General features: G+C 67.1%; 23 protein-coding genes and 1 tRNA gene. 17 read left to right on the forward strand and 7 right to left on the reverse strand.

The annotated features are described in order from the left end of the window. Nucleotides 1-1,065 (forward strand): dTDP-glucose 4,6-dehydratase, encoded by a 1,065-nt coding sequence (rfbB, locus tag CJZ78_RS00975; protein WP_233128389.1) that lies wholly within the window; start codon nt 1-3, stop codon nt 1,063-1,065. A gap of 33 nt (nt 1,066-1,098) precedes the next feature. Then, nucleotides 1,099-3,885, forward strand: a complete 2,787-nt coding sequence (gene secA / locus CJZ78_RS00980; RefSeq protein ID WP_094559216.1) for a preprotein translocase subunit SecA — start codon at nt 1,099-1,101, stop codon at nt 3,883-3,885. 16 nt (nt 3,886-3,901) lie between these two features. On the opposite strand, the gene cysE is transcribed toward secA, so the two are convergent. Continuing rightward, the gene (cysE, locus tag CJZ78_RS00985) at nt 3,902-4,660 is read right to left on the reverse strand and encodes a serine O-acetyltransferase (RefSeq protein ID WP_233128390.1); all 759 of its coding nucleotides are present in this window, start codon (nt 4,658-4,660) and stop codon (nt 3,902-3,904) included. A gap of 83 nt (nt 4,661-4,743) precedes the next feature. Here cysE and CJZ78_RS00990 point away from each other — a divergent pair. Then, nucleotides 4,744-4,815 (forward strand) — tRNA-Gly (locus tag CJZ78_RS00990). A 24-nt stretch (nt 4,816-4,839) separates the two neighbouring features. Here CJZ78_RS00990 and CJZ78_RS00995 read toward each other — a convergent pair. Further along, entirely contained in the window at nt 4,840-5,829 is a 990-nt protein-coding gene (locus CJZ78_RS00995) for a GntR family transcriptional regulator (RefSeq protein ID WP_094559217.1), read from the reverse strand. A 219-nt stretch (nt 5,830-6,048) separates the two neighbouring features. Between CJZ78_RS00995 and CJZ78_RS01000 the strand changes: the two genes are divergently transcribed. Then, complete coding sequence (locus CJZ78_RS01000; protein ID WP_094559023.1) at nt 6,049-6,783, forward strand: dienelactone hydrolase family protein; 735 nt, start codon at nt 6,049-6,051, stop codon at nt 6,781-6,783. 19 nt (nt 6,784-6,802) lie between these two features. Here the strand turns inward: CJZ78_RS01000 and infC are convergent, their stop codons facing one another. Further along, nucleotides 6,803-7,399: a translation initiation factor IF-3 gene (infC, locus tag CJZ78_RS01005; RefSeq protein ID WP_094559024.1), complete on the reverse strand. Its 597-nt coding sequence runs from the start codon at nt 7,397-7,399 to the stop codon at nt 6,803-6,805. 35 nt (nt 7,400-7,434) lie between these two features. Next, complete coding sequence (gene miaA / locus CJZ78_RS01010) at nt 7,435-8,370, reverse strand: tRNA (adenosine(37)-N6)-dimethylallyltransferase MiaA (RefSeq protein ID WP_094559025.1); 936 nt, start codon at nt 8,368-8,370, stop codon at nt 7,435-7,437. Nucleotides 8,371-8,510: 140 nt separating this feature from the next. On the opposite strand from miaA, the gene gyrB reads away from it, so the two are divergent. Next, complete coding sequence (gene gyrB, locus CJZ78_RS01015; protein WP_094559026.1) at nt 8,511-10,481, forward strand: DNA topoisomerase (ATP-hydrolyzing) subunit B; 1,971 nt, start codon at nt 8,511-8,513, stop codon at nt 10,479-10,481. Nucleotides 10,482-10,494: 13 nt separating this feature from the next. Beyond that, nucleotides 10,495-10,803 (forward strand): SH3 domain-containing protein, encoded by a 309-nt coding sequence (locus CJZ78_RS01020; protein WP_094559027.1) that lies wholly within the window; start codon nt 10,495-10,497, stop codon nt 10,801-10,803. A gap of 204 nt (nt 10,804-11,007) precedes the next feature. Here CJZ78_RS01020 and CJZ78_RS01025 read toward each other — a convergent pair whose 3' ends face one another. After that, nucleotides 11,008-11,475: a glutathione peroxidase gene (locus tag CJZ78_RS01025; protein WP_094559028.1), complete on the reverse strand. Its 468-nt coding sequence runs from the start codon at nt 11,473-11,475 to the stop codon at nt 11,008-11,010. A gap of 70 nt (nt 11,476-11,545) precedes the next feature. Here CJZ78_RS01025 and mgtE point away from each other — a divergent pair, with 70 nt between their 5' ends. From mgtE to CJZ78_RS01055, 6 genes are all read left to right on the forward strand, one after another. Continuing rightward, nucleotides 11,546-12,928 carry a magnesium transporter gene (gene mgtE, locus CJZ78_RS01030; protein ID WP_094559029.1) on the forward strand — a complete coding sequence of 461 codons (1,383 nt, stop codon included), beginning with the start codon at nt 11,546-11,548 and terminating at the stop codon, nt 12,926-12,928. 129 nt (nt 12,929-13,057) lie between these two features. Then, on the forward strand, nt 13,058-14,026 hold the full coding sequence (locus tag CJZ78_RS01035) for an RpoD/SigA family RNA polymerase sigma factor (protein WP_094559030.1): 969 nt from the start codon (nt 13,058-13,060) through the stop codon (nt 14,024-14,026). Between the two features lie 86 nt (nt 14,027-14,112). Next, a complete protein-coding gene (locus CJZ78_RS01040; RefSeq protein WP_143592819.1) occupies nt 14,113-14,478 on the forward strand; it encodes a nucleotidyltransferase domain-containing protein in 366 nt (121 codons plus the stop codon). After that, nucleotides 14,471-14,854, forward strand: a complete 384-nt coding sequence (locus tag CJZ78_RS01045; RefSeq protein WP_158217013.1) for a HEPN domain-containing protein — start codon at nt 14,471-14,473, stop codon at nt 14,852-14,854. The genes CJZ78_RS01040 and CJZ78_RS01045 overlap by 8 nt, the downstream gene beginning before the upstream one ends. Further along, nucleotides 14,847-15,941, forward strand: a complete 1,095-nt coding sequence (mutT, locus tag CJZ78_RS01050) for an 8-oxo-dGTP diphosphatase MutT (RefSeq protein WP_233128391.1) — start codon at nt 14,847-14,849, stop codon at nt 15,939-15,941. Before CJZ78_RS01045 ends, mutT begins: the two co-directional genes overlap by 8 nt. 101 nt (nt 15,942-16,042) lie before the next feature. Further along, complete coding sequence (locus CJZ78_RS01055) at nt 16,043-17,038, forward strand: carbohydrate kinase (RefSeq protein WP_094559033.1); 996 nt, start codon at nt 16,043-16,045, stop codon at nt 17,036-17,038. Nucleotides 17,039-17,050: 12 nt separating this feature from the next. On the opposite strand, the gene tsaE is transcribed toward CJZ78_RS01055, so the two are convergent. Next, nucleotides 17,051-17,533 carry a tRNA (adenosine(37)-N6)-threonylcarbamoyltransferase complex ATPase subunit type 1 TsaE gene (tsaE, locus tag CJZ78_RS01060; RefSeq protein WP_094559034.1) on the reverse strand — a complete coding sequence of 161 codons (483 nt, stop codon included), beginning with the start codon at nt 17,531-17,533 and terminating at the stop codon, nt 17,051-17,053. 139 nt (nt 17,534-17,672) lie between these two features. On the opposite strand from tsaE, the gene ahcY reads away from it, so the two are divergent. After that, nucleotides 17,673-19,100, forward strand: coding sequence for an adenosylhomocysteinase (ahcY, locus tag CJZ78_RS01065; protein ID WP_094559035.1), 1,428 nt, complete (start codon nt 17,673-17,675; stop codon nt 19,098-19,100). A 199-nt stretch (nt 19,101-19,299) separates the two neighbouring features. Here ahcY and CJZ78_RS01070 read toward each other — a convergent pair whose 3' ends face one another. Beyond that, entirely contained in the window at nt 19,300-19,671 is a 372-nt protein-coding gene (locus CJZ78_RS01070; RefSeq protein WP_094559036.1) for a single-stranded DNA-binding protein, read from the reverse strand. A gap of 128 nt (nt 19,672-19,799) precedes the next feature. Between CJZ78_RS01070 and CJZ78_RS01075 the strand changes: the two genes are divergently transcribed. From CJZ78_RS01075 to CJZ78_RS01090, 4 genes are read left to right on the forward strand one after another with little or no spacing between them, the layout of a single operon-like run. Further along, nucleotides 19,800-20,846: a rod shape-determining protein gene (locus tag CJZ78_RS01075; RefSeq protein WP_094559037.1), complete on the forward strand. Its 1,047-nt coding sequence runs from the start codon at nt 19,800-19,802 to the stop codon at nt 20,844-20,846. Nucleotides 20,847-20,851: 5 nt separating this feature from the next. Beyond that, on the forward strand, nt 20,852-21,592 hold the full coding sequence (gene mreC, locus CJZ78_RS01080; RefSeq protein ID WP_094559038.1) for a rod shape-determining protein MreC: 741 nt from the start codon (nt 20,852-20,854) through the stop codon (nt 21,590-21,592). After that, nucleotides 21,589-22,107: a rod shape-determining protein MreD gene (locus tag CJZ78_RS01085; protein ID WP_094559039.1), complete on the forward strand. Its 519-nt coding sequence runs from the start codon at nt 21,589-21,591 to the stop codon at nt 22,105-22,107. The genes mreC and CJZ78_RS01085 overlap by 4 nt, the downstream gene beginning before the upstream one ends. Before the next feature lie 4 nt (nt 22,108-22,111). Further along, complete coding sequence (locus CJZ78_RS01090; RefSeq protein WP_094559040.1) at nt 22,112-23,476, forward strand: ABC transporter substrate-binding protein; 1,365 nt, start codon at nt 22,112-22,114, stop codon at nt 23,474-23,476. Nucleotides 23,477-23,684: the final 208 nt, after the last annotated feature.

A 23,684-nucleotide genomic window follows, 5' to 3' on the forward strand; every position in this document is an offset into this window, starting at 1 on the left:
GTGAGCACCTCCCCGCTACCAAGTGGCATTCGGCGGGTGCTGGTGACTGGCGGTGCTGGCTTCATTGGTGGGGCGCTGGTGCGGCGCCTGCTGCGCGACAGCACCGCGCTGGTGTTCAACCTTGACAAACTTGGTTACGCCAGCGATCTCACCAGCATTGAGCTTGCCCTTGCTGTGTTGGGCTCGACCGCTGAGAGCCGTTACCAGCTGCTGCGGGTGGACCTTATGGATGCCACTGCTACGGCCGAGGCTGTGCGGCACGCCGATCCGGATCTGGTGTTCCACCTGGCCGCCGAGAGTCATGTCGACCGGTCAATCGAGGGCCCAGGCGTGTTCCTCGAGAGCAACGTGCTGGGCACGTTCAACCTGCTGCAGGCGGTGCGCGCCCACTGGGATGGCTTGCCTCACGAGCGCCAGGAGCGCTTCCGCGTCCACCACATCAGCACCGATGAGGTGTTCGGTTCCCTAGGGCCCATGGGCTGGTTTTCGGAAGCAACCCCCTATGACCCCCGCAGCCCTTATTCCGCCAGCAAAGCAGCCAGCGACCACTTGGTGCGCGCTTGGTACCACACCTACAACCTGCCGGTGGTCCTCACCAACTGTTCCAACAATTACGGCCCCTGGCAGTTTCCCGAGAAGCTGATCCCGGTGGTGATTCTCAAGGCATTGGCTGGCCAGGCGATCCCTCTTTACGGCGATGGTGCGAACGTGCGCGACTGGCTCTATGTAGAGGACCACGTGGATGCGCTGTTGCTGGTAGCGACCAAGGGTCAGTTGGGTCAGAGCTACTGCATTGGCGGCGCGGGGTCCACTGGCCAAGATCGTGAGCACACCAATAGGCAGGTGGTGGAGGCGATCTGCACCCTGATGGATAGGCACCGACCGGAAGCTGCCCCCCACAGTCGCTTGATCACAGCGGTCACTGATCGCCCTGGCCATGATCGGCGTTACGCGATTGACTCAACAAAAATCAGGTCTGAGTTGGGGTGGAAGCCCCGGTACCCGTTTGAGCAGGGGCTGGCGCTCACTGTGAGCTGGTATCTGAATCACGGGCGGCCTCAGTAGGCTGACGCGATTGCTTTGGTAGCCATTCCCACCATGCTCAAGCTCCTGCTGGGTGACCCCAATGCCCGCAAGCTGAAGCGCTACCAGCCGATCGTTTCTGATATCAACCTGTTGGAAGAGGAGATCGCCCCCCTCTCCGACGACGAGCTGCGCGGCCTCACCGGCGAATTCCGTCAGAAGCTGGAGCAGGTGGCCGGCAACGCCGCCAAGGAGCGCGCCCTGCTCGATGAGCTGCTGCCCCAAGCCTTCGCCGTGGTGCGCGAAGCGGGCAAGCGGGTGCTGGGCATGCGCCACTTCGATGTGCAGCTGATCGGCGGCATGGTGCTGCACGACGGCCAGATCGCCGAGATGAAAACCGGCGAGGGCAAAACTCTCGTGGCCACCCTGCCGGCCTACCTCAACGCCCTCACCGGCCGCGGCGTGCACGTGGTGACGGTGAACGACTACCTGGCCCGGCGCGACGCCGAGTGGATGGGCCAAGTGCACCGCTTCCTCGGGCTCTCGGTGGGCCTGATCCAGCAGGAGATGGACCCGGCCACCCGCCGCGCCAACTACGCCTGCGACATCACCTACGCCACCAACAGCGAGCTGGGTTTCGACTACCTGCGCGACAACATGGCGAGCGATATCGCCGAGGTGGTGCAGCGCGCGCCCAACTTCTGCGTGATCGACGAAGTTGACTCGATCCTGGTGGATGAGGCCCGCACACCGCTGATCATCTCCGGCCAGATCGAGCGCCCCCAGGAGAAATACCGCCGCGCCGCCGAGGTGGCCGAGGCCCTCGAGCGCGCCGCCGAGATGGGCAAAGACGGCATCGATCCTGAGGGCGACTACGAAGTCGACGAGAAGCAGCGCAACGTCACCCTCACCGACGAGGGCTATGCCAAGGCCGAGGCGATGCTGGGCGTGAGCGATCTGTTCAACCCCGACGATCCCTGGGCCCACTTCATCACCAACGCCCTCAAGGCCAAGGAGCTGTTCACCAAAGACGTCAACTACATCGTGCGCAGCGGCGATGCGGTGATCGTCGATGAGTTCACCGGCCGGGTGATGCCGGGCCGCCGCTGGAGCGATGGCCTGCACCAGGCGATCGAGGCCAAGGAGCAGCTGGAGATCCAGCCCGAAACCCAAACCCTCGCCTCGATCACCTATCAGAACTTCTTCCTGCTCTACCCGCGCCTGGCCGGCATGACCGGTACCGCCAAAACCGAGGAGGTGGAATTCGAGAAGACTTACAAGCTCGAAGTCACGATTGTGCCTACCAACCGGGTGCGCTCCCGCTCCGACTGGACCGATCAGGTGTACAAAACCGAAACGGCCAAGTGGCGCGCCGTCGCCCTGGAAACCGCTGAGGTGCACCAGAGCGGCCGGCCGGTGCTGGTGGGCACCACCAGCGTGGAGAAATCGGAGTTGCTCAGTGCTCTACTGGCCGAGCAGGAGATTCCCCACAACCTGCTCAACGCCAAGCCGGAAAACGTGGAGCGGGAGGCCGAGATCGTGGCCCAGGCGGGCCGCGCCGGGGCCGTCACCATCGCCACCAACATGGCGGGCCGCGGCACCGACATCATCCTCGGCGGCAACAGCGACTACATGGCGCGCCTCAAGCTGCGCGAGATCCTGCTGCCCAAGCTGGTGCGGCCCGAAAACGAGCACCGACCGATTCCCTCCGCCAAGGCCAGCCGCGACGCCCGGGCTCTCGGCAGCCTCTACCCCTGCACCCTCACTGAGGGGACCGACCAGGCGTTGGTCAGCCTCGCCAAAGCCCTCGTGGCGGCCTGGGGCGACCGCAGCCTCACCCTGCTGGAGCTCGACGATCGCATCGCCCAGGCGGCCGAAAAAGCCCCCACCGACGACCCCCAGATTCAGGCCCTGCGCGACTGCATCGCCCAGGTGAAGGACGAATACGACGCCGTGGTGAAGCAAAACGAGCAGCAGGTGCGCGAGGCCGGTGGCCTGCACGTGATCGGCACCGAGCGCCACGAATCCCGCCGCGTCGACAACCAGCTGCGCGGCCGCGCCGGCCGCCAGGGCGACCCTGGCTCCACCCGCTTCTTCCTGTCGCTGGAAGACAACCTGCTGCGCATCTTCGGTGGCGATCGCGTGGCCGGATTGATGAATGCCTTCCGGGTGGAGGAGGACATGCCGATCGAATCCGGCATGCTCACCCGCTCGCTGGAGGGGGCTCAGAAGAAGGTGGAAACGTACTACTACGACATCCGCAAGCAGGTGTTCGAATACGACGAGGTGATGAACAACCAGCGCAAGGCCGTCTACACCGAGCGGCGGCGCGTGCTCGAGGGCCGCGAGCTCAAGGCCCAGGTGATCGGCTATGGCGAGCGCACGGTGGACGACATCGTGGAGGCCTACGTGAATCCTGAGCTGCCGCCCGAGGAGTGGGACCTCACTCGGTTGGTGGACAAAACCAAGGAGTTCATCTACCTGCTGGAAGACCTCACCCCGGATCAGTTCCAGGGCCTGGGGGTGGATGAGCTCAAGGCCTTCCTGCAGGAGCAGCTCCGCAACGCCTACGACATCAAGGAGGGCCAGATCGAGCAGCAGCGCCCCGGGCTGATGCGCGAGGCCGAGCGCTATTTCATTCTCCAGCAGATCGACACCCTCTGGCGCGAGCATCTGCAGGCGATGGATGCTCTGCGCGAATCGGTGGGCCTGCGCGGCTACGGCCAGAAGGACCCCCTGATCGAATACAAAAACGAGGGCTACGACATGTTCCTCGAGATGATGACCCAGATGCGCCGCAACGTGATCTACTCGATGTTCATGTTCCAGCCGGCGCCGGCTCCTCAAGGGGCAACGGCCTGAGGTCAGCTCTGGGCCCTCAGCTCGTAATCCCGGGGTTATCGCCTAGGAATTCCAGGATTTCGCGATCCTTGAGGTTCTGGGCGGCGCCGGCGCAGGGCTCCAACAGGGGCCGACCAGCGGCGAGCTCCCGTAGGCAGCCCTGAGTGCGGGCCAGCTCCGTTTCCAGGGCATCGATGCGCTCCATCAGGTTGCGGATCACGCGGGCTTCGGCATCGGGCAGAGCGGAGTGGGCCAGGGGATCGATGCGCACGCCACTTTGGTGGATCACCCGGCCAGGGATGCCAACCACCGTGCTGTCGGCTGCCACATCGCGCAGCAGCACCGAGCCGGCGCCGATGCGGGTGTTGGCGCCCACGGTGATCGCCCCGAGCACCTTGGCGCCAGCGCCCACCACCACGTTCTTCCGCAGGGTGGGGTGGCGTTTGCCGTGGGCCTTGCCGGTGCCCCCCAGGGTGACGCCCTGATACAGCAGGCAGCGGTCGCCAATCACGGCCGTTTCGCCGATCACCACGCCCATGCCGTGGTCGATGAACACACCATGGCCGATGCGCGCCCCCGGGTGGATCTCGACGCCGGTGAGTAATCGTCCCAGCTGGCTCAGCACCCTCGCCATGAGCGGCAGCAAAGGCAGCCGCTGGCTCCACAGCCAATGGCTGAAACGGTGCAGCGTCAGGGCATGCAGGCCCGGATAGCAGAGCAGGATCTCCAGCGTGCCGCGGGCCGCCGGATCGCGCTGTTTGATGATCGCCAGGTCGGCCTGCAGTGCCTTGAGCATGGAGCCATCCTGCCGGAGCTTGTGGGGTTTGACCGAGGGGCCCCCCGTCATGCATGATCCTCAAGTCGACGCGCTCGACGCCCGCGGATGTAGCTCAGTGGTAGAGCATCTCCTTGCCAAGGAGAGGGTCGAGAGTTCGAATCTCTTCATCCGCTTGAAATGGCCCTTCAGCCTCTAAATCAGGCAGGTAGGAGCCCAATTTCTTTGCGCAGGCCGTCGATGGTGGCGGCCCCCAGGTAGCTCTGGGCGCAGTGCACCACCGGCATCCGCATCAGCTGGGAGCGGTTCTGGCGCAGGCTCTGCTCCACCAGCGGCAGGCTCGGGCGGTCGCAGAGCACGTGACTGGCGGCCCGGAGCAGGGCCAGCAGGCGGCTGCCGGTGTCGGGGTTGGCGGTCATCACCAGCAGCTCGTTGCCGCGCATGCTGTGGAGGATCACCTCAGCGGCCCGCAGGATGCCCGGGCTGATGCTCACCAGGCCCACGCAGCTGCCCTGACGCAGCTCTTTGAGCAGGTCGAGCTCGTGGCGGAAATCGTTGAGGTCCACCGCCACCGCGCGCACGCCGTGGAGCTTGGCGATCTCCTCCACCGGCTGCAGGAAGTAGCGGCTGGTCACCACCGTGCCGTTGTTGGATTCGGTGAGCACCGCCGCCAGCTCCTCCATTGGCACCACCTCCACCGGCACCTGCAGATTGGGGGTGAGCTCCTCGGCGATCAGGTGGGAGGCGCCGAGGTCTTCCCGCGGGGTGCTGACCAGCACCCGGGCGCCGCAGCGCAGCCGCCAGTCGATCTCGCGGGTGAGCAGATCGCGGCTCTGCTGCAGGGTGCAGCCGGCATTCAGCAGCCCATCCACGCTCTCGCGCACCTGGCGGTCAATGTCGGGCAGCGAGCGGCCGCGGGGCCCCGGTGGCGGCTTGATCTCCTTGGGCTTCTGCTGGTCGCGCACGTAGATGCCCGAACCGGCCATCGCCTCCACGACGCCGTCGGTTTCCAGCTGCCGGTACACCTTGCTGATCGTGTTGCGGTGCAGGCCGGTTTGCATGGCCAGCTGCCGGGTGCTGGGCAATCGGTGCCCCGGCGGGTAGTGACGGGCCGCAATGGCAAAGCAGATCTGGTTGTAGAGCTGCGTGGAGGCCGGAATGTCGCTTTCCTGCTGAATGTGGAATCGCACGCCGGGGTTTGGGCCAATTGGGCTGGTGGCCACCATAAGGAGCATCTGCTCTGGGGACAATCCCCCCGTTGGCATACGCGCGTGTGCCGGTTGGGCCTGGCTTGCGTGGGGTGAGGGGGTGTGAGTTGGCGACCCTCCTCAATTCTGTACAGCCTGTACGAAACTCTGGACACAGCCACAACAACACTTGCCAGCCCAGCAATCACCGACACCCCCCCCATGAACCAGTCCCCCGTTCCCGTGCAGGCCGGCTGGCAACTGCTCTCGCCCCAGTTGCGCGGCTGGTGGGCGTGGCCGGCGGACCGGGTGCCACGGGCGGCGGTGCTGGTGCTGCCGGAGGTGTTTGGGGTGAATGGCTGGGTGCGCAGCGTGGCGGAGCGGCTCGCGGGCCACGGCTACGCGGCGCTGGCGCTGCCGATCTTTTCGCGCACCGCCCCCGATCTGGATGTGGGCTACGACGCCGCAGGCCTGGAGGAGGGCCGCCGCCACCGCGATCAGCTCACCGCCGCCGAGTTTCTCGACGACGCCCGCACCGCCATCGCCTGGCTCCAGGTGCAGCCGGGTCTGGAGCAGCGCCCGGTGGGCTGCGTGGGCTTCTGCTTTGGCGGGCACCTCGCCCTGCTGGCGGCCAGCCTGCCTGAGGTGGCCGCCACCTGCGATTTCTATGGCGCCCGCGTGTCCACCGATCGCCCCGGTGGCGGGCCGCCCACCCTCGCGGTGATGCCGCAGATCAGCGGCAAGCTGCTGTGCTTCTGCGGCGACCACGACCCGCTGATGCCCCCCGAGGAGCTGGCCGCCATCGAGGCCGCCCTCGCGGCCAACGGCCAGCCGCCCCTGATCGTGGCCGCCGGGGCCGGCCATGGCTTCATGTGCGAAGCCCGTGCCGATTCCCACCCCGCGGCGGCGGCCGAGGGGTGGAGCCAGATGCTGGCGTTGTTTGAGGAGCGGCTCTAGCGCGCCGGCTCAGCAGCAGTTATTCCGCAGCAGCGCTCGCTGGGGCCTTGCCATTGCCCTTCGGGGCGGCGGCCTTGCGGGGGCTGAGGAACATGATCATGTTGCGGCCCTCCCGCTTGGGGGGCTGCTGGATCTCGGCATTGTCTTCCAGGTCTTTGGCCATGCGCATCAGCAGCACCTCGGCCAGGGCGGTGTGCTGGATCTCGCGGCCGCGGAAGATCACGGTGCACTTCACCTTGTCGCCGTCTTTGAGGAAGCGCTGTGCCTGGCCGATCCGCACCTGGTAGTCGTGCGAATCGATCTTGTAGCGCATCTTCACCTCTTTGACTTCGGTTTGGTGCGACTTTTTCTTGGCCTCCTTGGCCTTCTTCTCCTGCTCAAACTTGTATTTGCCGTAGTCCATGATCCGGCACACCGGCGGATCGGCCTTCTCGCTCACCAGCACCAAGTCGAGCTCGCGGTCTTTCGCCACCTCCAGCGCCGCTTCTCGGGTGATCACCCCCAGTTGACTGCCGTCGGCATCCACCACCCGCAAATTGGGGTAGCTGATGCGGTCGTTGATGTTGGGCAGCTCCCGCACGGGAGCACGGCGGTCAAAACGGGGACGGGGAGGCATTCAGGGGTGTGAAGGATCGCGAAATCGCTAACGCTTCACCCTAGACCGCGCGCGACCACTTGTAAGGCCTGGCTCAATTGTTCTTCAGGGCTGCGGCCCTCCAGCCAGATGGGCGCGTGCCGCCGCCGGAACCAGGTGCGCTGCCGCTTGGAAAACTGGCGGGTGCGCTGCTCGGTGAGCGCGATGGCGTCGGCTTCGTTGAGCTCACCCGCCAGCTGCTGCCGCGCTTCGGCGTAGCCGATCGTGTCGAGCAGGGGCAGCTCCGCCCCGTAGCGCCTGATCAGGGCTTCGGTTTCGGCCACCAGCCCTGCCGCAAACAGGGCCCGGGTGCGGGCGGCGATGCGGGCCTTGAGATCCCCTGGATTGAGGCCCAGCTCCAGCACCCGCCAGGGCGGCGGCGTCGTCCCCTGCTGGCTGGAGAGGGGCCGCCCGGTGGCATACAGCACCTCCAGGGCCCGCTGGGTGCGCACGGCATCGGCGGCGGCGATGCGGCCGGCGGCGGTGGGGTCGCCCTGGCGCAGGAGCTGGTGGCAAAGGGGCTGGCCGAGGGCCGCCAGTTGGGCCCGCAGCTGGGGCTGGGGCGGCACCGCCGGCGGCTCCATGCCTTGGGTGATCGCCTGCAGGTAGAGGCCGCTGCCGCCCGCCAACAGCGCCACAGGTGGCCCGTTGACGCGTGGGCGGCCCAGCTCGGCATTGAGTTGGGCTTCGGCGATGGCGCGGAATTCCTGCAAGTTGATCGGTTGATCCGGATCGCGCAGATCCAGCAGCTCATGGCGGGCCTGGGCCTGCTGGGCGGCCGTGGGCTTGGCGGTGCCCACATCCATGTGGCGGTAGAGCTGGCGCGAATCCACGTTCAACACCGCCAGATCCAGGGCGCGGGCCAGGCCGATCGCCAGGTCGGTTTTGCCGCTGGCGGTGGGGCCCAGCAACACGATCACCAGTGGCTGGCTGGGCGGCTGAGTGGGGCTCATGGGTCCACCTTGCCAGGGGGTGCCCCGCCGGGTTGGCGGTGGTAAATTGCCTTATGTGACGGGCTTTTGGGTCTGATTCACGCCTTACTTGCCCAGGGATCTCGCTGTCCTGTGCCGAATCCCTGGGGAAACCTTCCTGCATGAGCGCTGAAAGCCAAGCTTCCACCAAAATTCAGGCCGCCTACGGCGCCGAGCAGATCCAGGTTCTGGAAGGCCTGGAGCCGGTGCGCAAGCGCCCGGGCATGTACATCGGCTCCACCGGGCCGCGGGGCCTGCACCACCTGGTGTACGAGGTGGTCGACAACGCGGTGGATGAGGCCCTGGCCGGCCACTGCGACCAGATCCTGGTGGTGCTCAACGACGACGGCTCCTGCGCCGTTACCGACAACGGCCGCGGCATCCCCACCGACATCCACCCCCGCACCGGCAAGAGCGCCCTGGAGACGGTGCTCACCGTGCTGCACGCCGGCGGCAAGTTCGGCTCCGGTGGCTACAAGGTGTCCGGCGGCCTGCACGGCGTCGGCGTGTCAGTGGTCAACGCCCTCTCCGAGTGGGTGGAAGTCACCGTCTACCGCCAAAATCAGGTGCACACCCAGCGCTTCGAGCGCGGGGCGCCGATCGGCATCCTGCAATCCGCCCCCGGCGAGCAGGGCCGCACCGGCACCTCGGTGTGCTTCAAGCCGGATATCGAGATCTTCTCGACTGGCATCGAGTTCGACTACCACACCCTCTCCTCGCGCTTGCGCGAGCTGGCCTACCTCAACGGCGGCGTGCGGATCGTCTTCCGCGACGACCGCGCTTCGGCCCGCAATGCCGCCGGTGAGTGCTATGAAGAGATCTACTTCTACGAAGGCGGGATCCGCGAATACGTTGCCTACATGAATGCGGAGAAAGATCCTCTGCATCCGGAAATCATCTACGTCAACCGCGAAAAGGACGGTGTGCAGGTGGAGGCGGCACTGCAGTGGTGCGTGGATGCCTACTCCGACAGCATCCTGGGCTTTGCCAACAACATCCGCACCGTGGATGGCGGCACCCACATCGAGGGTCTGAAAACGGTGCTCACCCGCACCCTCAACACCTTCGCCAAAAAGCGCGGCAAGCGCAAAGACGCCGACACCAACCTCGCCGGTGAAAACATCCGCGAGGGCCTCACCGCCGTGCTGTCGGTGAAGGTGCCGGATCCGGAATTTGAGGGGCAAACCAAAACCAAGCTGGGCAACACCGAGGTGCGCGGCATCGTCGACACCTTGGTGGGCGAAGCCCTCAGCGAATACCTGGAATTCAACCCCTCGGTGATCGATCTGATCCTCGAGAAGGCGATCCAGGCCTTCAATGCCGCCGAAGCCGCCCGCCGGGCCAGGGAGCTGGTGCGCCGCAAGAGCGTGCTGGAGAGCTCCACCCTGCCCGGCAAGCTGGCCGACTGCAGCTCCCGCGACCCCTCCGAATCGGAGATCTACATCGTGGAGGGCGATTCCGCTGGTGGCTCCGCCAAGCAGGGCCGCGACCGCCGCTTCCAGGCAATCCTGCCGTTGCGCGGCAAAATTCTCAACATCGAGAAAACCGACGACGCCAAGATCTACAAAAACACCGAGATCCAGGCCCTGATCACGGGGCTTGGTTTAGGGATCAAGGGTGAAGACTTCGACGAGAAGAGCCTGCGCTATCACCGGATCGTGATCATGACCGACGCCGACGTCGACGGCGCCCACATCCGCACCCTGATCCTTACCTTCTTCTTCCGCTACCAGAGGGCCCTGGTGGAAGGTGGCTACATCTACATCGCCTGCCCGCCGCTCTACAAGGTGGAGCGCGGCAAAAATCACACCTATTGCTACAACGAAGACGACCTCAAGAAGACCATCGAGGGCTTCGGCGAGAAGGCCAACTACACGATCCAGCGGTTCAAGGGTTTGGGCGAAATGATGCCTCAGCAGCTCTGGGAAACCACCATGGATCCCACCACCCGCATGATGAAGCGTGTGGAGATCGAAGATGCCCTCGAAGCCGACCGCATCTTCACGATCCTGATGGGCGACAAAGTGGCCCCGCGCCGGGAATTCATCGAAACCCACAGCGCCAGCCTCGATTTGGCCCAGCTGGACATTTGATGCTGCTTTCCGCATGAGGCAGTCACCTGCAGCCTGGCGCTGGGCGGCCCTGCTCGGTTTTGCCTTGATCACTCCGGTGGCGCTGCCGGCAGGCGGGGCTGATCGCCGCTCGCCCGAGGTGCGGCGGCGCACCATGGGCGATCCCCTGCTGTCCACGGGGGCGATGGCACTGCGCGTCGCCCCTGAGCAGCAGGCGCCGGCTCTTCAGGGTCTGTCAGCCGATCAGCCGCTGCGGGTTGTGCGCAGCTGGCGGGGTGGATCTGGCCAGCGTTGGTTGCAGGTGCAGGCCGGCGATCGCCGTGGCTGGCTGGCGGCCGGCTGATCCTCCCGGGCGGAATGCTGGCTGGTGGGGTGACAGGCCCTCTTTTCGTGTCGCCGCTGCACTTCGGCGCTGCTCGACTGGCGGAGCCGTTCCCCACGGGAGCTCTCCCTAATTCTGTACAGCCTGTACAGAATTAGGGAGAGGCTTGAAGGAGGCCCCTCAACCTGCAGCGCCGCCCGTGCAGCGAATAGGTTCAGGCCGCGGCTAAGGTAAGGCCGCTTCGATTGCGCTCTTCAGCTCAGCCGAATCGGGCTCCACGTTGCTCTTGAAGCGCGCCAGCACCGTGCCGTCTTTGCCGATCAGGAACTTCTCGAAGTTCCAGGCCACGGGGCCGGCCGGCTCAGCCTGGCTGAGGGTTGTGTAGGGCTCCTCGGCCATGGTCACCTTGTCGAGCAGGGTGAAGCTGGCGCCGTAGGTGGTGGAGCAGAACTGCTGGATCTCCGGCAGGCTGCCGGGTTCCTGGGCGCCGAAGTCGTTGCAGGGGAAGCCGAGCACCGCCAGGCCCTGGGGGCCGTAGGTGTCCTGGAGCGCCTGCAGGCCGGCGTACTGGCGGGTGAAGCCGCAGCGGCTGGCCACGTTTACAACCAGCAGCACGTTGCCGGCCCAATCGCCCAGGCTGCGTGCGCCGCCTTGGGCATCGCGCACGGTCACGGTGCTGACAGAGATAGCCATGGGTGCGGGAATCAACAAGTGACTGGACCCTAGCGGCCCATAAACTCGAGATTGAGGCGTCGCGGGGGCCATGAGCGAAGCCAACGGCGTCCAGGTGGCCGAGGTGGTGGCACAGCAGCTGGAAACCCTGCTGGAGGCCGGCAACTACGACGGCGCCAAGCTGCTGCTTGGGCCCGTGCAAGAGGTGGATGCGGCCGAAGCGATCGGCAGTTTGCCGCGCACCCTGCAGGCCCTGGCCTTCCGCTTGCTGCCCAAGGACGAAGCCATCGCGGTGTACGAGTACCTCGATGCCGCGGTGCAACAAACCCTGCTGGAGCGGCTGCGCTCCGGCGAGGTGCTGGAGCTGGTGGAGGAGATGTCGCCTGACGACCGGGTGCGGCTGTTTGACGAGCTGCCCGCCAAGGTGGTGCGGCGCCTGCTGGCCGAACTCAGCCCGGCGGAGCGGCGGGTGACAGCCCAACTTCTTGGCTATGAGGCGGAGACGGCGGGTCGGTTGATGACCACCGAATTCGTCGACCTCAAGGAGTTTCACAGCGCCGCCCAGGCGCTGGAGATCGTGCGCCGCCGCGCCCGCGACACCGAAACCGTTTATTCCCTCTACGTCACCGACGGCTCCCGCCACCTCACGGGCATCCTGTCGCTGCGGGATCTGGTGGTGGCCGATCCGGAGGCGCGCATCGGTGATGTGATGACCCGCGAGGTGGTGAGCGTGGGCACCGACACCGACCAGGAGGAGGTGGCGCGGGCGATTCAGCGCTACGACTTTCTGGCGATTCCGGTGGTGGACAGGGAGCAGCGGCTGGTGGGGATCGTCACGGTGGACGACGTGATCGACGTGATCGAGCAGGAGGCCACCCGCGACCTCTACGCCGCCGGTGCGGTGCAGGCCGGCGATGAAGACGACTACTTCCAGAGCAGCCTGTTCACAGTCGCCCGCCGCCGCGTGGTGTGGCTGCTGGTGCTGCTGGTGGCCAACAGCGGCACCGCGGCCGTGATCGCCTCAAAGGATGCGGTGCTCCAGCAGGTGGTGGTGCTGGCGGCGTTCATTCCGCTGCTGATCGGCACCGGCGGCAACGTGGGCGCCCAGAGCTCCACGGTGGTGATCCGCGGCCTCAGCACCCAGCGGCTGCAGGCGATCGGGGCGGGCCGAGCGGTGGCGCGGGAAGCCCTGGCCGGGCTGCTGCTCGGGCTGCTGCTGGCGGCGGCGGTGGTGCCCTGGGCCTGGCTGGTGGGCGGCAACGTCACCGTGGCGATCTCGGCTGGCTTCAGCTTGGTGGTGATCAGCACCCTGGCAGCCACGGCCGGTTCGGTGTTGCCACTGCTGTTCGCCCGGCTGGGACTGGATCCGGCGCTGATGTCGGCGCCTTTCATCACCACCGTGGTGGACGTGGCCGGGGTGTTCATCTACCTGCAGACCGCCTCCTGGCTGCTGCAGCGGGCCCCAACTGGCTGAGTTTTTGGGATTTGTGAGAGGAGTTCACACTTCTTCAGGTTAGGCTTTACACATCTTCAAAGCCTTGCCGTCGTGGTTGTCGCTACTGCCATCGCCACCGCCGCCATCCCCGCCTCGCCGGCTCGCTCGATGCCCCAGGCCGATGGCGATCTGGTGCGCAGCTACCTGCGGGACATTGGCCGGGTGCCGCTGCTGAGTCACGAGCAGGAGATCACGCTGGGGCGCCAGGTGCAGGAGCTGGTGGCGCTGGAGGAGCTGGAGTTGGAGTTGGAGAGCCGGTTGGGCAACAAGCCGAGCCAGGCGGAACTGGCCCAGGCGGCGGGCCTCAGTGCACCGCTGCTGAAAAAGCGGTTGCAGGCGGGTCGCCGGGCCAAGGAGCGGATGGTGGCGGCCAACCTGCGGCTGGTGGTGAGCGTGGCCAAGAAGTACACGCGGCGGAACATGGAGCTGCTGGACCTGATCCAGGAGGGCACGATCGGGCTGGTGCGGGGCGTGGAGAAGTTCGACCCAACGCGGGGCTACAAGTTTTCGACCTATGCGTATTGGTGGATCCGCCAGGGGATCACGCGGGCGATTGCGGAAAAGAGCCGCACGATCCGGCTGCCGATCCACATCACCGAAACCCTCAACAAGCTCAAAAAAGGTCAGCGGGAACTGAGCCAGCTGCTGGGCCGCACCCCCACGGTGACGGAACTGGCGGAAGCGGTGGAGCTCCCCGAAGAGGAGGTGAAGGACCTGCTGTGCCGGGCCCGCCAACCGGTGAGCCTGGAGACGAAGGTGGGTGACGGCGACGACACCGAACTGCTGGACCTGCTGGCGGGTGACGCGGAACTGCCGGAGGACCGGGTGGATGGGGAGTGCCTGAAGGGCGACCTGCGGGCGCTGCTGGAGCAGCTGCCGGAGCTGCAGGGTCGGGTGCTGAAGATGCGCTACGGCATCCCCTGCGCCGACAACCCCGAGGGGGGCGAGCCGATGAGCCTCACCGGCATCGGCCGCATCCTGGGCATCAGCCGCGACCGGGTGCGCAACCTCGAGCGCGACGGCCTTGCCGGCCTGCGCCGGATCAGCGATGCCGTGGAGGCTTACGTCGCCGGTTGATCTAGGCGCGGCGCTTGATCCGTCAGGCTTCACCAGGCTTGTGCGTTCACGGCCATCCGGGCGATGCTGAGGGCAGAGGTGCCCCGATGACTCCAGCCACCACGGCCGCGACCGCTCGCGATCCCGCCGCCATCGGGGAGGAGCAGTTGCGCGACATGGCCGCTGAGATTCGTGCCGAGATTCCTGGAGCGGAGGTGCGTCTGTTTGGCTCCCGGGCCCGTGGCGAGGCGAGGCCCGACTCCGATATTGATCTGTTGATCACTGTGCCGGATGCCTGGCTGGCTGAACACGATCGCTGGGCCGTGCTGAATCGCCTGCGTTGGCGACTCAGCAGTGCTGATTGGCCAGTGGATCTGTTGCTGTTTTCCCAGAGTCAGGCGAGGCAACGCCTCCCTCTCACCAGCAGCGTGGTGCGCCAAGCCTATGAAGAGGGCTTGTGCCTGGATGGCTGAGGCCGATGCGCGATCGATGCTCACGCTTGCGCGGCGCGACCTGAAGGCCGCTCAGGCGCTGCAGGATGCCTCCATCAGCGAGGCCAGCTGGGGATTTCAAGTTCAACAAGTGGTGGAAAAGGCGCTCAAGGCCTGGCTCTATCAGCTGGGTGATGCCCCTCCGTTCACTCACGATTTGGTGGTTCTGTTCAAACGGCTGCTGCGAGCTGACGCGGAGGTGGAGACCCATCGGGATCTCGCTCAGTTCACGGATTTCGCGGTGCAGTTTCGCTATGACGCGGACCTCGAGCCCATGGATCTCGATCGCTCCCACTGGCTTCAGCGGGCTGAGGCCTTGGTGGAGCACGTTGAAGGGCTTGTCGGTCGCAGTGCCTGAGGTTGCCGCACTGCGCAAACGGTTGCTGAGCTGGTGGGAGGCGCACGGCCGCCACACCATCCCCTGGAAGCTGCGCGCCGATGGCCATCCGCCGGTGCCGGGCGAGGCGCTGGATCCCTACGGCGTGTGGGTGGCGGAGGTGATGCCGCAGCAAACCCAGCTGCAGGTGGCGCTGCCCTACTGGCGGCGCTGGATGGAGCGCTTCCCCAGCCTGGAGGCCCTGGCGGCCGCTGAGGAGCACGACGTGCTGCTGCTCTGGCAGAGCCTGGGCTACTACGTGCGGGCCCGGCGGCTGCAGCAGGGGGCGCGCTTGTTGCAGGGCCACCCCTGGCCCCGCACGCTCGAGGGCTGGCTGGCCCTGCCGGGCATCGGCCGCAGCACCGCCGGCAGCATCCTCTCCTCGGCGTTTGATCTGCCCTTTGCGATCCTCGACGGCAACGTCAAGCGGGTGCTGGCGCGCTTGATCGCGAGCCCCCGGCCACCGGCGCGGGAGCTCAACGGGCTGTGGCAACTGAGTGAGCTGCTGCTCGACCCGCAGCGGCCCCGAGCGTTCAACCAGGCTCTGATGGACCTGGGCGCCACCGTTTGCACGCCCCGCAACCCCAGCTGCGGCGTGTGTTCATGGCAGGCGCATTGCGCTGCCTACGCTGCCGGCGACTCTGCCGCCTACCCGGTGAAAGAAGCGCCCCGCGAGCTGCCGTTTCAGGTGATCGGCGTGGGGGTGGTGCGCAATGCGGCTGGTGAGGTGCTGATCGACCAGCGGCTCAACGAGGGCCTGCTGGGCGGGCTGTGGGAGTTTCCGGGCGGCAAGCAGGAGCCCGGCGAGGCGATCGCGGCCACCATCGCCCGCGAGCTGCGCGAGGAGTTGGCGATCGAGGTGGCAGTGGGCGAGGAGCTGATCACGGTCGAGCACGCCTACAGCCACAAGAAGCTGCGCTTCGTGGTGCACCTGTGCACCTGGCTGAGCGGCGAGCCCCAGCCGCTGGCGTCCCAGCAGGTGCGCTGGGTGCGGCCCGAGCAGCTGGGCGACTTTCCCTTTCCCGCCGCCAACGCCCGCATCATTGCGGCGCTACTGGAGCGCCTCTAATCGGGAGCGCATCCAAAAAAGAACCACACTTGTGGTCTCTTTTTTAAGCCTGTTTGTCCCGCTTGTTGTCACCCTCGTTGTCTCGATCGGAGTCCCGGCCCATGCCTTTGCCCCAGTCCCCCGCCGCGCCGCTGGTGCTCTGTCTGGGTGAGGCCCTGGTGGACCGGCTGGCGCCCCCCGATGGCGACCGCCTCGGCGGCGCCCCCGCCAATGTGGCCTGCGCCCTGGCCCGACTCGGCACCCCCAGCGCCTTTCTGGGGCGGCTGGGGCGCGATGCCATCGGCGAGGCGTTTCGCGAGCTGTTTGCCGCGCGCGGCGTGAACACCTCGGCCCTGCAATGGGATGCCCAGCGCCCCAGCCGCGTCGTGCTGGTGCGACGCGATGCCAGTGGTGATCGGCAGTTTGGCGGTTTTGCCGGCGCTGTGGGTGGGGCTGGCGAAGGCGGTGGCGAAGGCGCGGCGGGCTTTGCGGATCAGGCGCTCGATGTCAGCGAGTTGTCTGCCGCACTCGGGCCCCTGCTGGCGACGGCGCGCTGGTTGCTGGTGGGCACGATCCCCCTCGCCTCACCCGCCGCGGCGTCAGCCCTTCAGCTCGCCTGCCGTCAGGCCGCGGCGGCCGGCGTGGCCCTCGCCCTCGATGTGAATTGGCGCCCCACCTTCTGGGATCCGGCCGCCGACCCCGCCAGCGGCCCCACCCCCGCCCAGATCGCCGCCATCACCCCCTTGCTGAACCAGTCCGCCCTGCTCAAGTGCGCGGCCGAGGAAGCCCGTTGGCTGTTTGGCAGCGACGACCCGGCCGTGGTGTGCGCCGCCCTGCCGCAGCACCCGGATGTGGTGGTCACCGACGGTGGGGCGCCGCTGCGGTGGTGCTTCGCGGGCCGCAGCGGCGAGTTGCCCGCCTTTCGGGTGCCGGTGGTCGACACCACTGGTGCTGGTGATGCCTTCACGGCGGGCCTGTTGCACGGGCTGTTGCACAACCAGCCGGAGCCGCTGCTGCGCTTTGCCAGTGCCTGCGGGGCCCTGGTGTGCCAGGGGGCCGGCGCCATTGATCCCCAGCCCAGCGCCGACGCTGTGTGCGCTTTTCTGGCGGCAAACTAAGCCAAGACTTAGCTAAGCAGGCGCGAAGACAGGCTCCCCGCCCGGAGCGACCAGGCCAAGCTGGCGCCCGGCATCGGGGTTGTGGGGGTCGGCCAGGCGCAGCTGGATCCGCCAGCAGCCCGCCGGCAGCACGCTGAGCCGCTCGGGCCATTCCACCGCCAGCAGGGCGCCCAGAGCCCGGGCTTCCTCCTCTTCCTGGGCAAACAGTTCATCGGCCGCGGCGGGCAGCTCCAGCCGGTAGAGGTCGAGGTGCACCAGGCCACCACCACCACCACCATCACCTCCTCGGGGCAGTGGATAGTGCTGGGCCAGGGCGAAGGTGGGGCTGGTGATCGGTTCGGTGATGCCCAGGCCGGCGGCGAGCCCCTGCACCAGGCAGGTTTTGCCGGCGCCCAGATCGCCTTGCAGCAGCAGGGTGCTGCCGGGGCTGAGGCGGGCCGCTAGCTGCCGTCCAAAGGCGTGGGTGGCGGTGGCATCGGCGAGGAGGTGGGTCATGGGGGGCGTTCACGCGGGCTCAAGACCTGCTTGTAGATTGCCCTTACAGCGAGCCCGAAGCCTCGGCGTCTCCGCAGAACTTTCCAAACCACGCCCTCCCAGCCGGGAGCGAGCTGTACCCCAAGCGAGAACACAACCCATGGTGGCTACCCCCGCCGCTCCTGCACTGCAGAGCACCAACACCTATGTGATTGCCGATCTCGGCCTGGCCGAGTTCGGCCGCAAGGAGATTGCGATCGCCGAAACCGAGATGCCCGGCCTGATGGCCCTGCGGGCCAAGTTCGGCGCCGAGCAGCCCCTCAAGGGCGCTCGCATCGCGGGCTCCTTGCACATGACGATTCAGACCGCCGTTCTGATCGAAACCCTGGTGGCCCTCGGCGCCGAGGTGCGCTGGGCCAGCTGCAACATCTTCTCCACCCAGGACCACGCCGCCGCCGCGATTGCCGCTGCCAACGTTCCTGTGTTCGCCTACAAGGGCGAAACCCTGGATGAGTACTGGGCCTTCACCCACCGCATCCTCGAGTGGGGCGATGGCGGCACGCCCAACATGATCCTCGACGACGGCGGCGATGCCACCGGCCTGGTGGTGCTGGGCACCAAGGCCGAACGGGATCTCTCCGTTCTCGACCATCCCTCCAACGAAGAGGAAACGGCCCTCTTCAACAGCATCCGCCAGAAGCTGGCGGCCCAGCCTGGCTTCTACTCCCGCATCTACGCCAACATCCAGGGCGTCACCGAGGAGACCACCACCGGCGTGGCCCGCCTCTACCAGATGCAGAAGGCTGGCGAGCTGCCCTTCCCCGCCATCAACGTCAACGACTCGGTCACCAAGAGCAAGTTCGACAACCTCTACGGCTGCCGCGAATCGCTGGTGGACAGCATCAAGCGTGCCACCGATGTGATGGTGGCCGGCAAGGTGGCCCTGGTGCTCGGCTATGGCGATGTGGGCAAGGGTTCGGCCCAGTCGCTGCGCGGCCTCGGCGCCACCGTGATGATCGCCGAGATCGACCCGATCTGCGCCCTGCAGGCCGCCATGGAGGGCTACCGCGTGGTGCGTCTCGACGACGTGGTGGGCGATGTGGACATCTTCGTGACCGCCACCGGCAACTTCAAGGTGATCCGCCACGAGCACCTGATCCAGATGAAGGATCAGGCAATCGTGTGCAACATCGGCCACTTCGATAACGAGATCGATGTCGCCTCGCTCAAGCAGTACACCTGGGACAACATCAAACCCCAGGTGGATCACATCGTGCTGCACTCCGGCAACAAGATCATCCTGCTGGCCGAGGGCCGCTTGGTGAACCTGGGCTGCGCCACCGGTCACCCCAGCTTCGTGATGAGCAATTCCTTCACCAACCAGGTGCTGGCCCAGATCGAGCTGTTCACCAAAGGCGCGCAGTACGAAAAGCAGGTGTATGTGCTGCCCAAGCACCTCGATGAAATGGTGGCGCGCCTCCACCTCGACAAGATCGGCGCCAAGCTCACCGAGCTCAGCGCTGAGCAGGCCGATTACATCAACGTGCCGGTGGAGGGCCCTTACAAGCTCGAGCACTACCGGTACTGAGGCAGTCCCCCTGAGCTGGTGTGATACGCCCGCCCGCACATGCGTGCGAACGGCGGGCTTTGATCACACCAGCTCAGGCGGATCAGGGGCCATGACTGAAGGGCACCCTGCACCTGAAGACTGATTCGTAGCCCTCGCTGGAGTTCCGGCGGGGGCTTTTGGTTGGCTTGGGGGCCTCAGGTGCCCCCGAGGCGCCTGATCAGAAGGGCACTTCCTCTTCGCTGGGGGCGCCGCCACCCATGCCGGCTTCGGCGTCGCGCTTGGAGCCGAGGAGCTCGAGCCGGTCGACCCGGATCACGGGTTTGGTGCGCTCCTCGCCGCTGGCCCGGTCGGTCCAGCGGTCGAGCTTGAAGCTGCCGATGATGCCCACCAGGGCTCCCTTGCGGACGTAGTCAGCCGCCACCTGGGCTTGTTTGCCCCAGATTTCCAGGTTGAACCAGTCGGGTTCGTCGTCGCGACTGCGGCGATTGACGGCGAGGGTGAGGTTGGCCACCACACTCCCCGATTCGAAATAACGGACTTCTGGGTCGCGGCCGGCCCGGCCGACGAGGGTGATGGAATTCACGCCCATGGTGATGTCTCCTGTTGCTGATGGATCAATGATGCGGCACCCGGTTGGGCTGCCACCTTTCATCAGTTCCACCGTTCAAGCCGTCTGTAACACCCTCGTATGATTCGGCTCTTGCAGGCCGGGCGTCCGTGTTTTTTCGTCGTTTCCAGTTTTCGCGGGATATCGGGATCGATCTGGGCACCGCCAACACGCTGATTTTCGTGTCGGGCAAGGGCATCGTGCTGCAGGAGCCCTCCGTGGTGGCGATGGATCTCGAGAGGGGTGTGCCCCTTGCCGTGGGCGATGAGGCCAAGATGATGCTGGGCCGCACCCCCGGCAACATCCGCGCCGTGCGGCCGCTGCGCGATGGGGTAATCGCCGATTTCGACGCGGCAGAGCAGATGATCAAGACCTTCATCCAGAAGGCCAATGAGGGCCGCGGCATCGTCGCCCCGCGGCTGGTGATCGGCATTCCCAGCGGCGTCACCGGCGTCGAGCGCCGCGCCGTGCGCGAAGCCGGTCTGGCCGGGGCCCGCGAAGTGCACCTGATTGATGAGCCCGTGGCGGCGGCCATCGGCGCTGGCCTGCCCGTCACCGAGCCGGTGGGCACCATGATCGTCGACATCGGCGGCGGCACCACGGAAGTGGCGGTGTTGAGCCTGGGGGGCACCGTGATCAGTGAGTCGGTGCGGGTGGCTGGCGATGAGCTCAGCGACGCCATCGGCGTGTATCTGAAGAAGGTGCACAACCTGGTGGTGGGCGAGCGCACCGCTGAGGACATCAAGATCCGCATCGGCTCCGCCTTCCCCGACGACACCCACGACAACACCTCGATGGACGTGCGCGGTCTGCACCTGCTTTCCGGCCTGCCCCGCACCATCAACGTGCGCGCCGGCGACATCCGCGAGGCCATGGCCGAACCCCTCAACGTGATCGTCGAGGCGGTGAAGCGCACCCTCGAGCGCACCCCGCCCGAGCTGGCGGCCGACATCGTTGACCGCGGCATCATGCTGGCCGGCGGCGGTGCCCAGGTGCGCGGCATCACCGACCTGATCAGCCACGAAACCGGCATCCTCACCCACGTGGCCGAGGATCCCCTGCTCTGTGTGGTGAACGGTTGCGGCATGGTGCTGGAGGACTACAAGCGTCTGCAGCGCGTGCTCGACACCCCTGACTTCGCACGTCAGATCGCCTGAGCCCGATGCAGGCCGGCCGCAGGCTTCGCCTCCCCGCCCTGCGGGTGATCCTTCAGGCCTGGCCCTGGGCCCTGCTGCTGCTGGCCCTGGTGGCGGTGCGGCTCAGCAAGGGGGCGGGTGTCAGCGATGTCTACGCCCTGCTCAGCCGGCCCTTCTGGCCCGGCAGCGCCCAGGGTGAGTGGATCCGCAGCGCCCAGAGCCTCAGCGACCAAACCCGGCTGCGCCAGCTGGACGCTGACAACCGCCGGCTGCGGGAGCTGTTGGAGTTGCAGGGCCGGGGCGGCCGGGAGGTGTCGGCGCCGGTGATCTCGCGGCAGGCCGGGGGCTGGTGGCAGCAACTGGTGATCGGCCGCGGCGAGCTGCAAGGCCTCCGGCCCGGCTTGCCGGTGACGGCGCCCGGGGGGCTGATCGGCCGGATCGCCAGCGTCACCCCCACCACCGCCACCGTTGCCCTGCTCACCGATCCCGGCAGCCGCGTGGGCGTGTGGGTGGGCCGCACCCAGCGCCATGGCCTACTCACTGGGATCGGCACCAGCCGGCCCGTGCTGCGCTTTCTGGAGAAGGATCCTGGCGTGCGAGCCGGCGATGTGGTGGCAACGTCGCCGGCCAGCACCCTGGTGCCGCCCCACCTCACCGTGGGGGTGATCCAGTCGGTTGACGACCGCGCCGTGCCAGCCACTGAGGCCGTGGTGCAGCTCAGTGCCCCGGTGGATGCGGTCGATTGGGTGCAGGTGCGGCTGCCGTGAGTCGTCTGGCCCGTCACGGCTGGTGTGTGGCCACGGCCCTGCTGGTGCCGTGGCTGGTGCTGGCCGCCCCGGCGCCGTTGACGCTGGCGGGGGTGCCGCCGGCCTGGCCGGTGCTGTGGTTGCTGCCCTGGGCGCTGGTGGATGGTCCGCTCTCCGGGGCCCTGGCCGGCGTGGGGCTCGGTTTGGTGCTGGACGGGCTCCAGCTCGGCCCGATCACCCAGATTCCGGCCCTGGGCTTGCTCGGCTGGTGGTGGGGCCGGCTGGGCCGCCAGGGCCCGCCGATCGAGCGCAGTTTCAACCTGGGGCTGCTGGCCCTGTTGGGCACGGCCCTGCTGGGGGGCAGCCTGATCCTGCAACGCCTGTTGCTGGGGTCGTGGGTGCCAGGGGAGGGGCCGCCTTCGCCAGCCCTGCACACCTGGCTCGCCCAGACCTTGCTCACGGCACTGCTGGCGCCGCTGCTGTGTTCCCTGCAGCTGCTGCTGTGGCGTCAGCAGGCCCAGGGCGGGCGAAGCTGAGCCGATGGCACGCGAGCAGGGCCGGCGTCGCTTTCTCGAACTCCTCGGCGGGGGTTCGGCCGCGGCGTTGCTGGCAGTAGGGCTGGGCAGTTGCGGCCGATCCGGTGGGGGAGAGGGCTGGCGCGGCGGAGCTTCCGGCGCGCGGGTGCTGAATTTTTGGACCCTTGATCTGGCTCCCAAATTCAACGGCTATCTGCAGGGGCTGATCGCCAGCTGGGAACGCCAGAACCCCGGCCTCCGGGTGCGCTGGACCGACGTGCCCTGGAGCTCGGTGGAGCGCAAGTTGCTGGCGGCGGTGTTCGCTCGCACCGCCCCCGATCTGGTCAACCTCAACCCCCCTTTTGCCGCCAACCTGGCCAGCAAGGGCGGGCTGCGGGATCTCACCACGGTGCTGCCCGCCGGGGCGGCTGACGCCTACCTGCCGGCGATCTGGGACGCGGGGCGTCAAGAGTCGGGGCAGCAGGGTTCGGCGCAGCAGTTCGCCATTCCCTGGTATCTGACGGCCCGGATCACCATGGCCAACCGCCGGCTGCTGGAGCGGGCTGGCTACCGGGCGCCGCCGCGCTCCTGGGAGGAGGTGCCCGCCTTTGCCGAAGCGGTGCGCCGCCGCACCGGCCGCTACGGCCTGTTTGTCACCGTGGTGCCCGACGACTCGGCCGAGCTGCTGGAAACCCTCGTGCAGATGGGGGTGCAGCTGCTCGATCCCGACCACCGCGCCGCGTTCAACAGCCCGGCCGGCCGCCGCGCCTTCGCCTTCTGGAGCGACCTCTACCGCCGCGGGCTGCTGCCGCGGGAGGTGGTGAGCCAGGGCTACCGGCGGGCGATCGAGCTCTACCAGTCGGGCGACCTGGCCCAGGTGGCCACCGGCCCCGATTTCCTGCGCAACCTGCAGACCAATGCCCCCGGCATTGCCGCCGTGACGGCACCCTTTGCGCCCCTCACCGGCGCCGGTGGCGAGGCCAATGTGGCCGTGATGAACCTGGTGGTGCCGAAGCAGAGCCGCCTGGTGGCCGAGGCGGCCCAGTTCGCGCTGTTTCTCACCAACGGCCCCAACCAGTTGGCCTTCGCTGAGCAGGCGCGGGTGCTGCCCTCCAACCGCGAGGCCCTGCAGCAGTTGGAGGTGTCCCTGGGGGTGCCCGGTGGCGCGCAGACGCAGCAAGAGGCGCTGGTGCAGCGGGCCCGGCTGCTTTCCGCCCAGACCCTGCGGCGGGCGCGGGTGCTGGTGCCGGCCAGCCCGGGGGTGAAGCGGCTCCAGGCGATCGTGTACACCCAGCTGCAGCGCGCCATGCTCGGCCAGGTGGGCAGCGATGCTGCTTTGGCCGCGGCAGCCGACGAATGGAACCGCTACGCCAGCGCCCGCTGGGGCTGATATCAGCACTGCCGCAATCTGTCTGTTTCTGCAGAAATCCTTAAAAGTGGTCAGATCGGCTCCGGCATCGGCGATCTGGGGGATGACCGCAGGGCGCTTAGAGAGGTATGGTTGTGATTCTTCATCTGGCTTCCCGCATATGCCCTCGGAGGACAGGCCCAGTTCGGGGGATCGGGCGTTTCGTCCAGCGGCTGCTGAGCCCTTTGCC

The organism is Synechococcus sp. 8F6, assembly GCF_002252665.1.
GTDB lineage: Bacteria > Cyanobacteriota > Cyanobacteriia > PCC-6307 > Cyanobiaceae > Cyanobium_A.

Excerpts from the sequence above, each read along its gene's own strand:
- tsaE (WP_094559034.1), bottom strand. The coding sequence starts at position 17,533 with ATGACCCACCTCCTCGCCGATGCCACCGCCACCCACGCCTTTGGACGG.
- mgtE (WP_094559029.1), top strand. The coding sequence starts at position 11,546 with ATGAGCGAAGCCAACGGCGTCCAGGTGGCCGAGGTGGTGGCACAGCAG.
- CJZ78_RS01055 (WP_094559033.1), top strand. The coding sequence starts at position 16,043 with ATGCCTTTGCCCCAGTCCCCCGCCGCGCCGCTGGTGCTCTGTCTGGGT.
- CJZ78_RS01000 (WP_094559023.1), top strand. The coding sequence starts at position 6,049 with ATGAACCAGTCCCCCGTTCCCGTGCAGGCCGGCTGGCAACTGCTCTCG.
- CJZ78_RS01025 (WP_094559028.1), bottom strand. The coding sequence starts at position 11,475 with ATGGCTATCTCTGTCAGCACCGTGACCGTGCGCGATGCCCAAGGCGGC.
- gyrB (WP_094559026.1), top strand. The coding sequence starts at position 8,511 with ATGAGCGCTGAAAGCCAAGCTTCCACCAAAATTCAGGCCGCCTACGGC.
- CJZ78_RS01035 (WP_094559030.1), top strand. The coding sequence starts at position 13,058 with ATGCCCCAGGCCGATGGCGATCTGGTGCGCAGCTACCTGCGGGACATT.
- CJZ78_RS01045 (WP_158217013.1), top strand. The coding sequence starts at position 14,471 with ATGGCTGAGGCCGATGCGCGATCGATGCTCACGCTTGCGCGGCGCGAC.
- cysE (WP_233128390.1), bottom strand. The coding sequence starts at position 4,660 with ATGCTCAAGGCACTGCAGGCCGACCTGGCGATCATCAAACAGCGCGAT.
- CJZ78_RS01070 (WP_094559036.1), bottom strand. The coding sequence starts at position 19,671 with ATGGGCGTGAATTCCATCACCCTCGTCGGCCGGGCCGGCCGCGACCCA.
- secA (WP_094559216.1), top strand. The coding sequence starts at position 1,099 with ATGCTCAAGCTCCTGCTGGGTGACCCCAATGCCCGCAAGCTGAAGCGC.
- mreC (WP_094559038.1), top strand. The coding sequence starts at position 20,852 with ATGCAGGCCGGCCGCAGGCTTCGCCTCCCCGCCCTGCGGGTGATCCTT.
- CJZ78_RS01020 (WP_094559027.1), top strand. The coding sequence starts at position 10,495 with ATGAGGCAGTCACCTGCAGCCTGGCGCTGGGCGGCCCTGCTCGGTTTT.
- miaA (WP_094559025.1), bottom strand. The coding sequence starts at position 8,370 with ATGAGCCCCACTCAGCCGCCCAGCCAGCCACTGGTGATCGTGTTGCTG.
- CJZ78_RS01040 (WP_143592819.1), top strand. The coding sequence starts at position 14,113 with ATGACTCCAGCCACCACGGCCGCGACCGCTCGCGATCCCGCCGCCATC.
- ahcY (WP_094559035.1), top strand. The coding sequence starts at position 17,673 with ATGGTGGCTACCCCCGCCGCTCCTGCACTGCAGAGCACCAACACCTAT.
- CJZ78_RS01090 (WP_094559040.1), top strand. The coding sequence starts at position 22,112 with ATGGCACGCGAGCAGGGCCGGCGTCGCTTTCTCGAACTCCTCGGCGGG.
- infC (WP_094559024.1), bottom strand. The coding sequence starts at position 7,399 with ATGCCTCCCCGTCCCCGTTTTGACCGCCGTGCTCCCGTGCGGGAGCTG.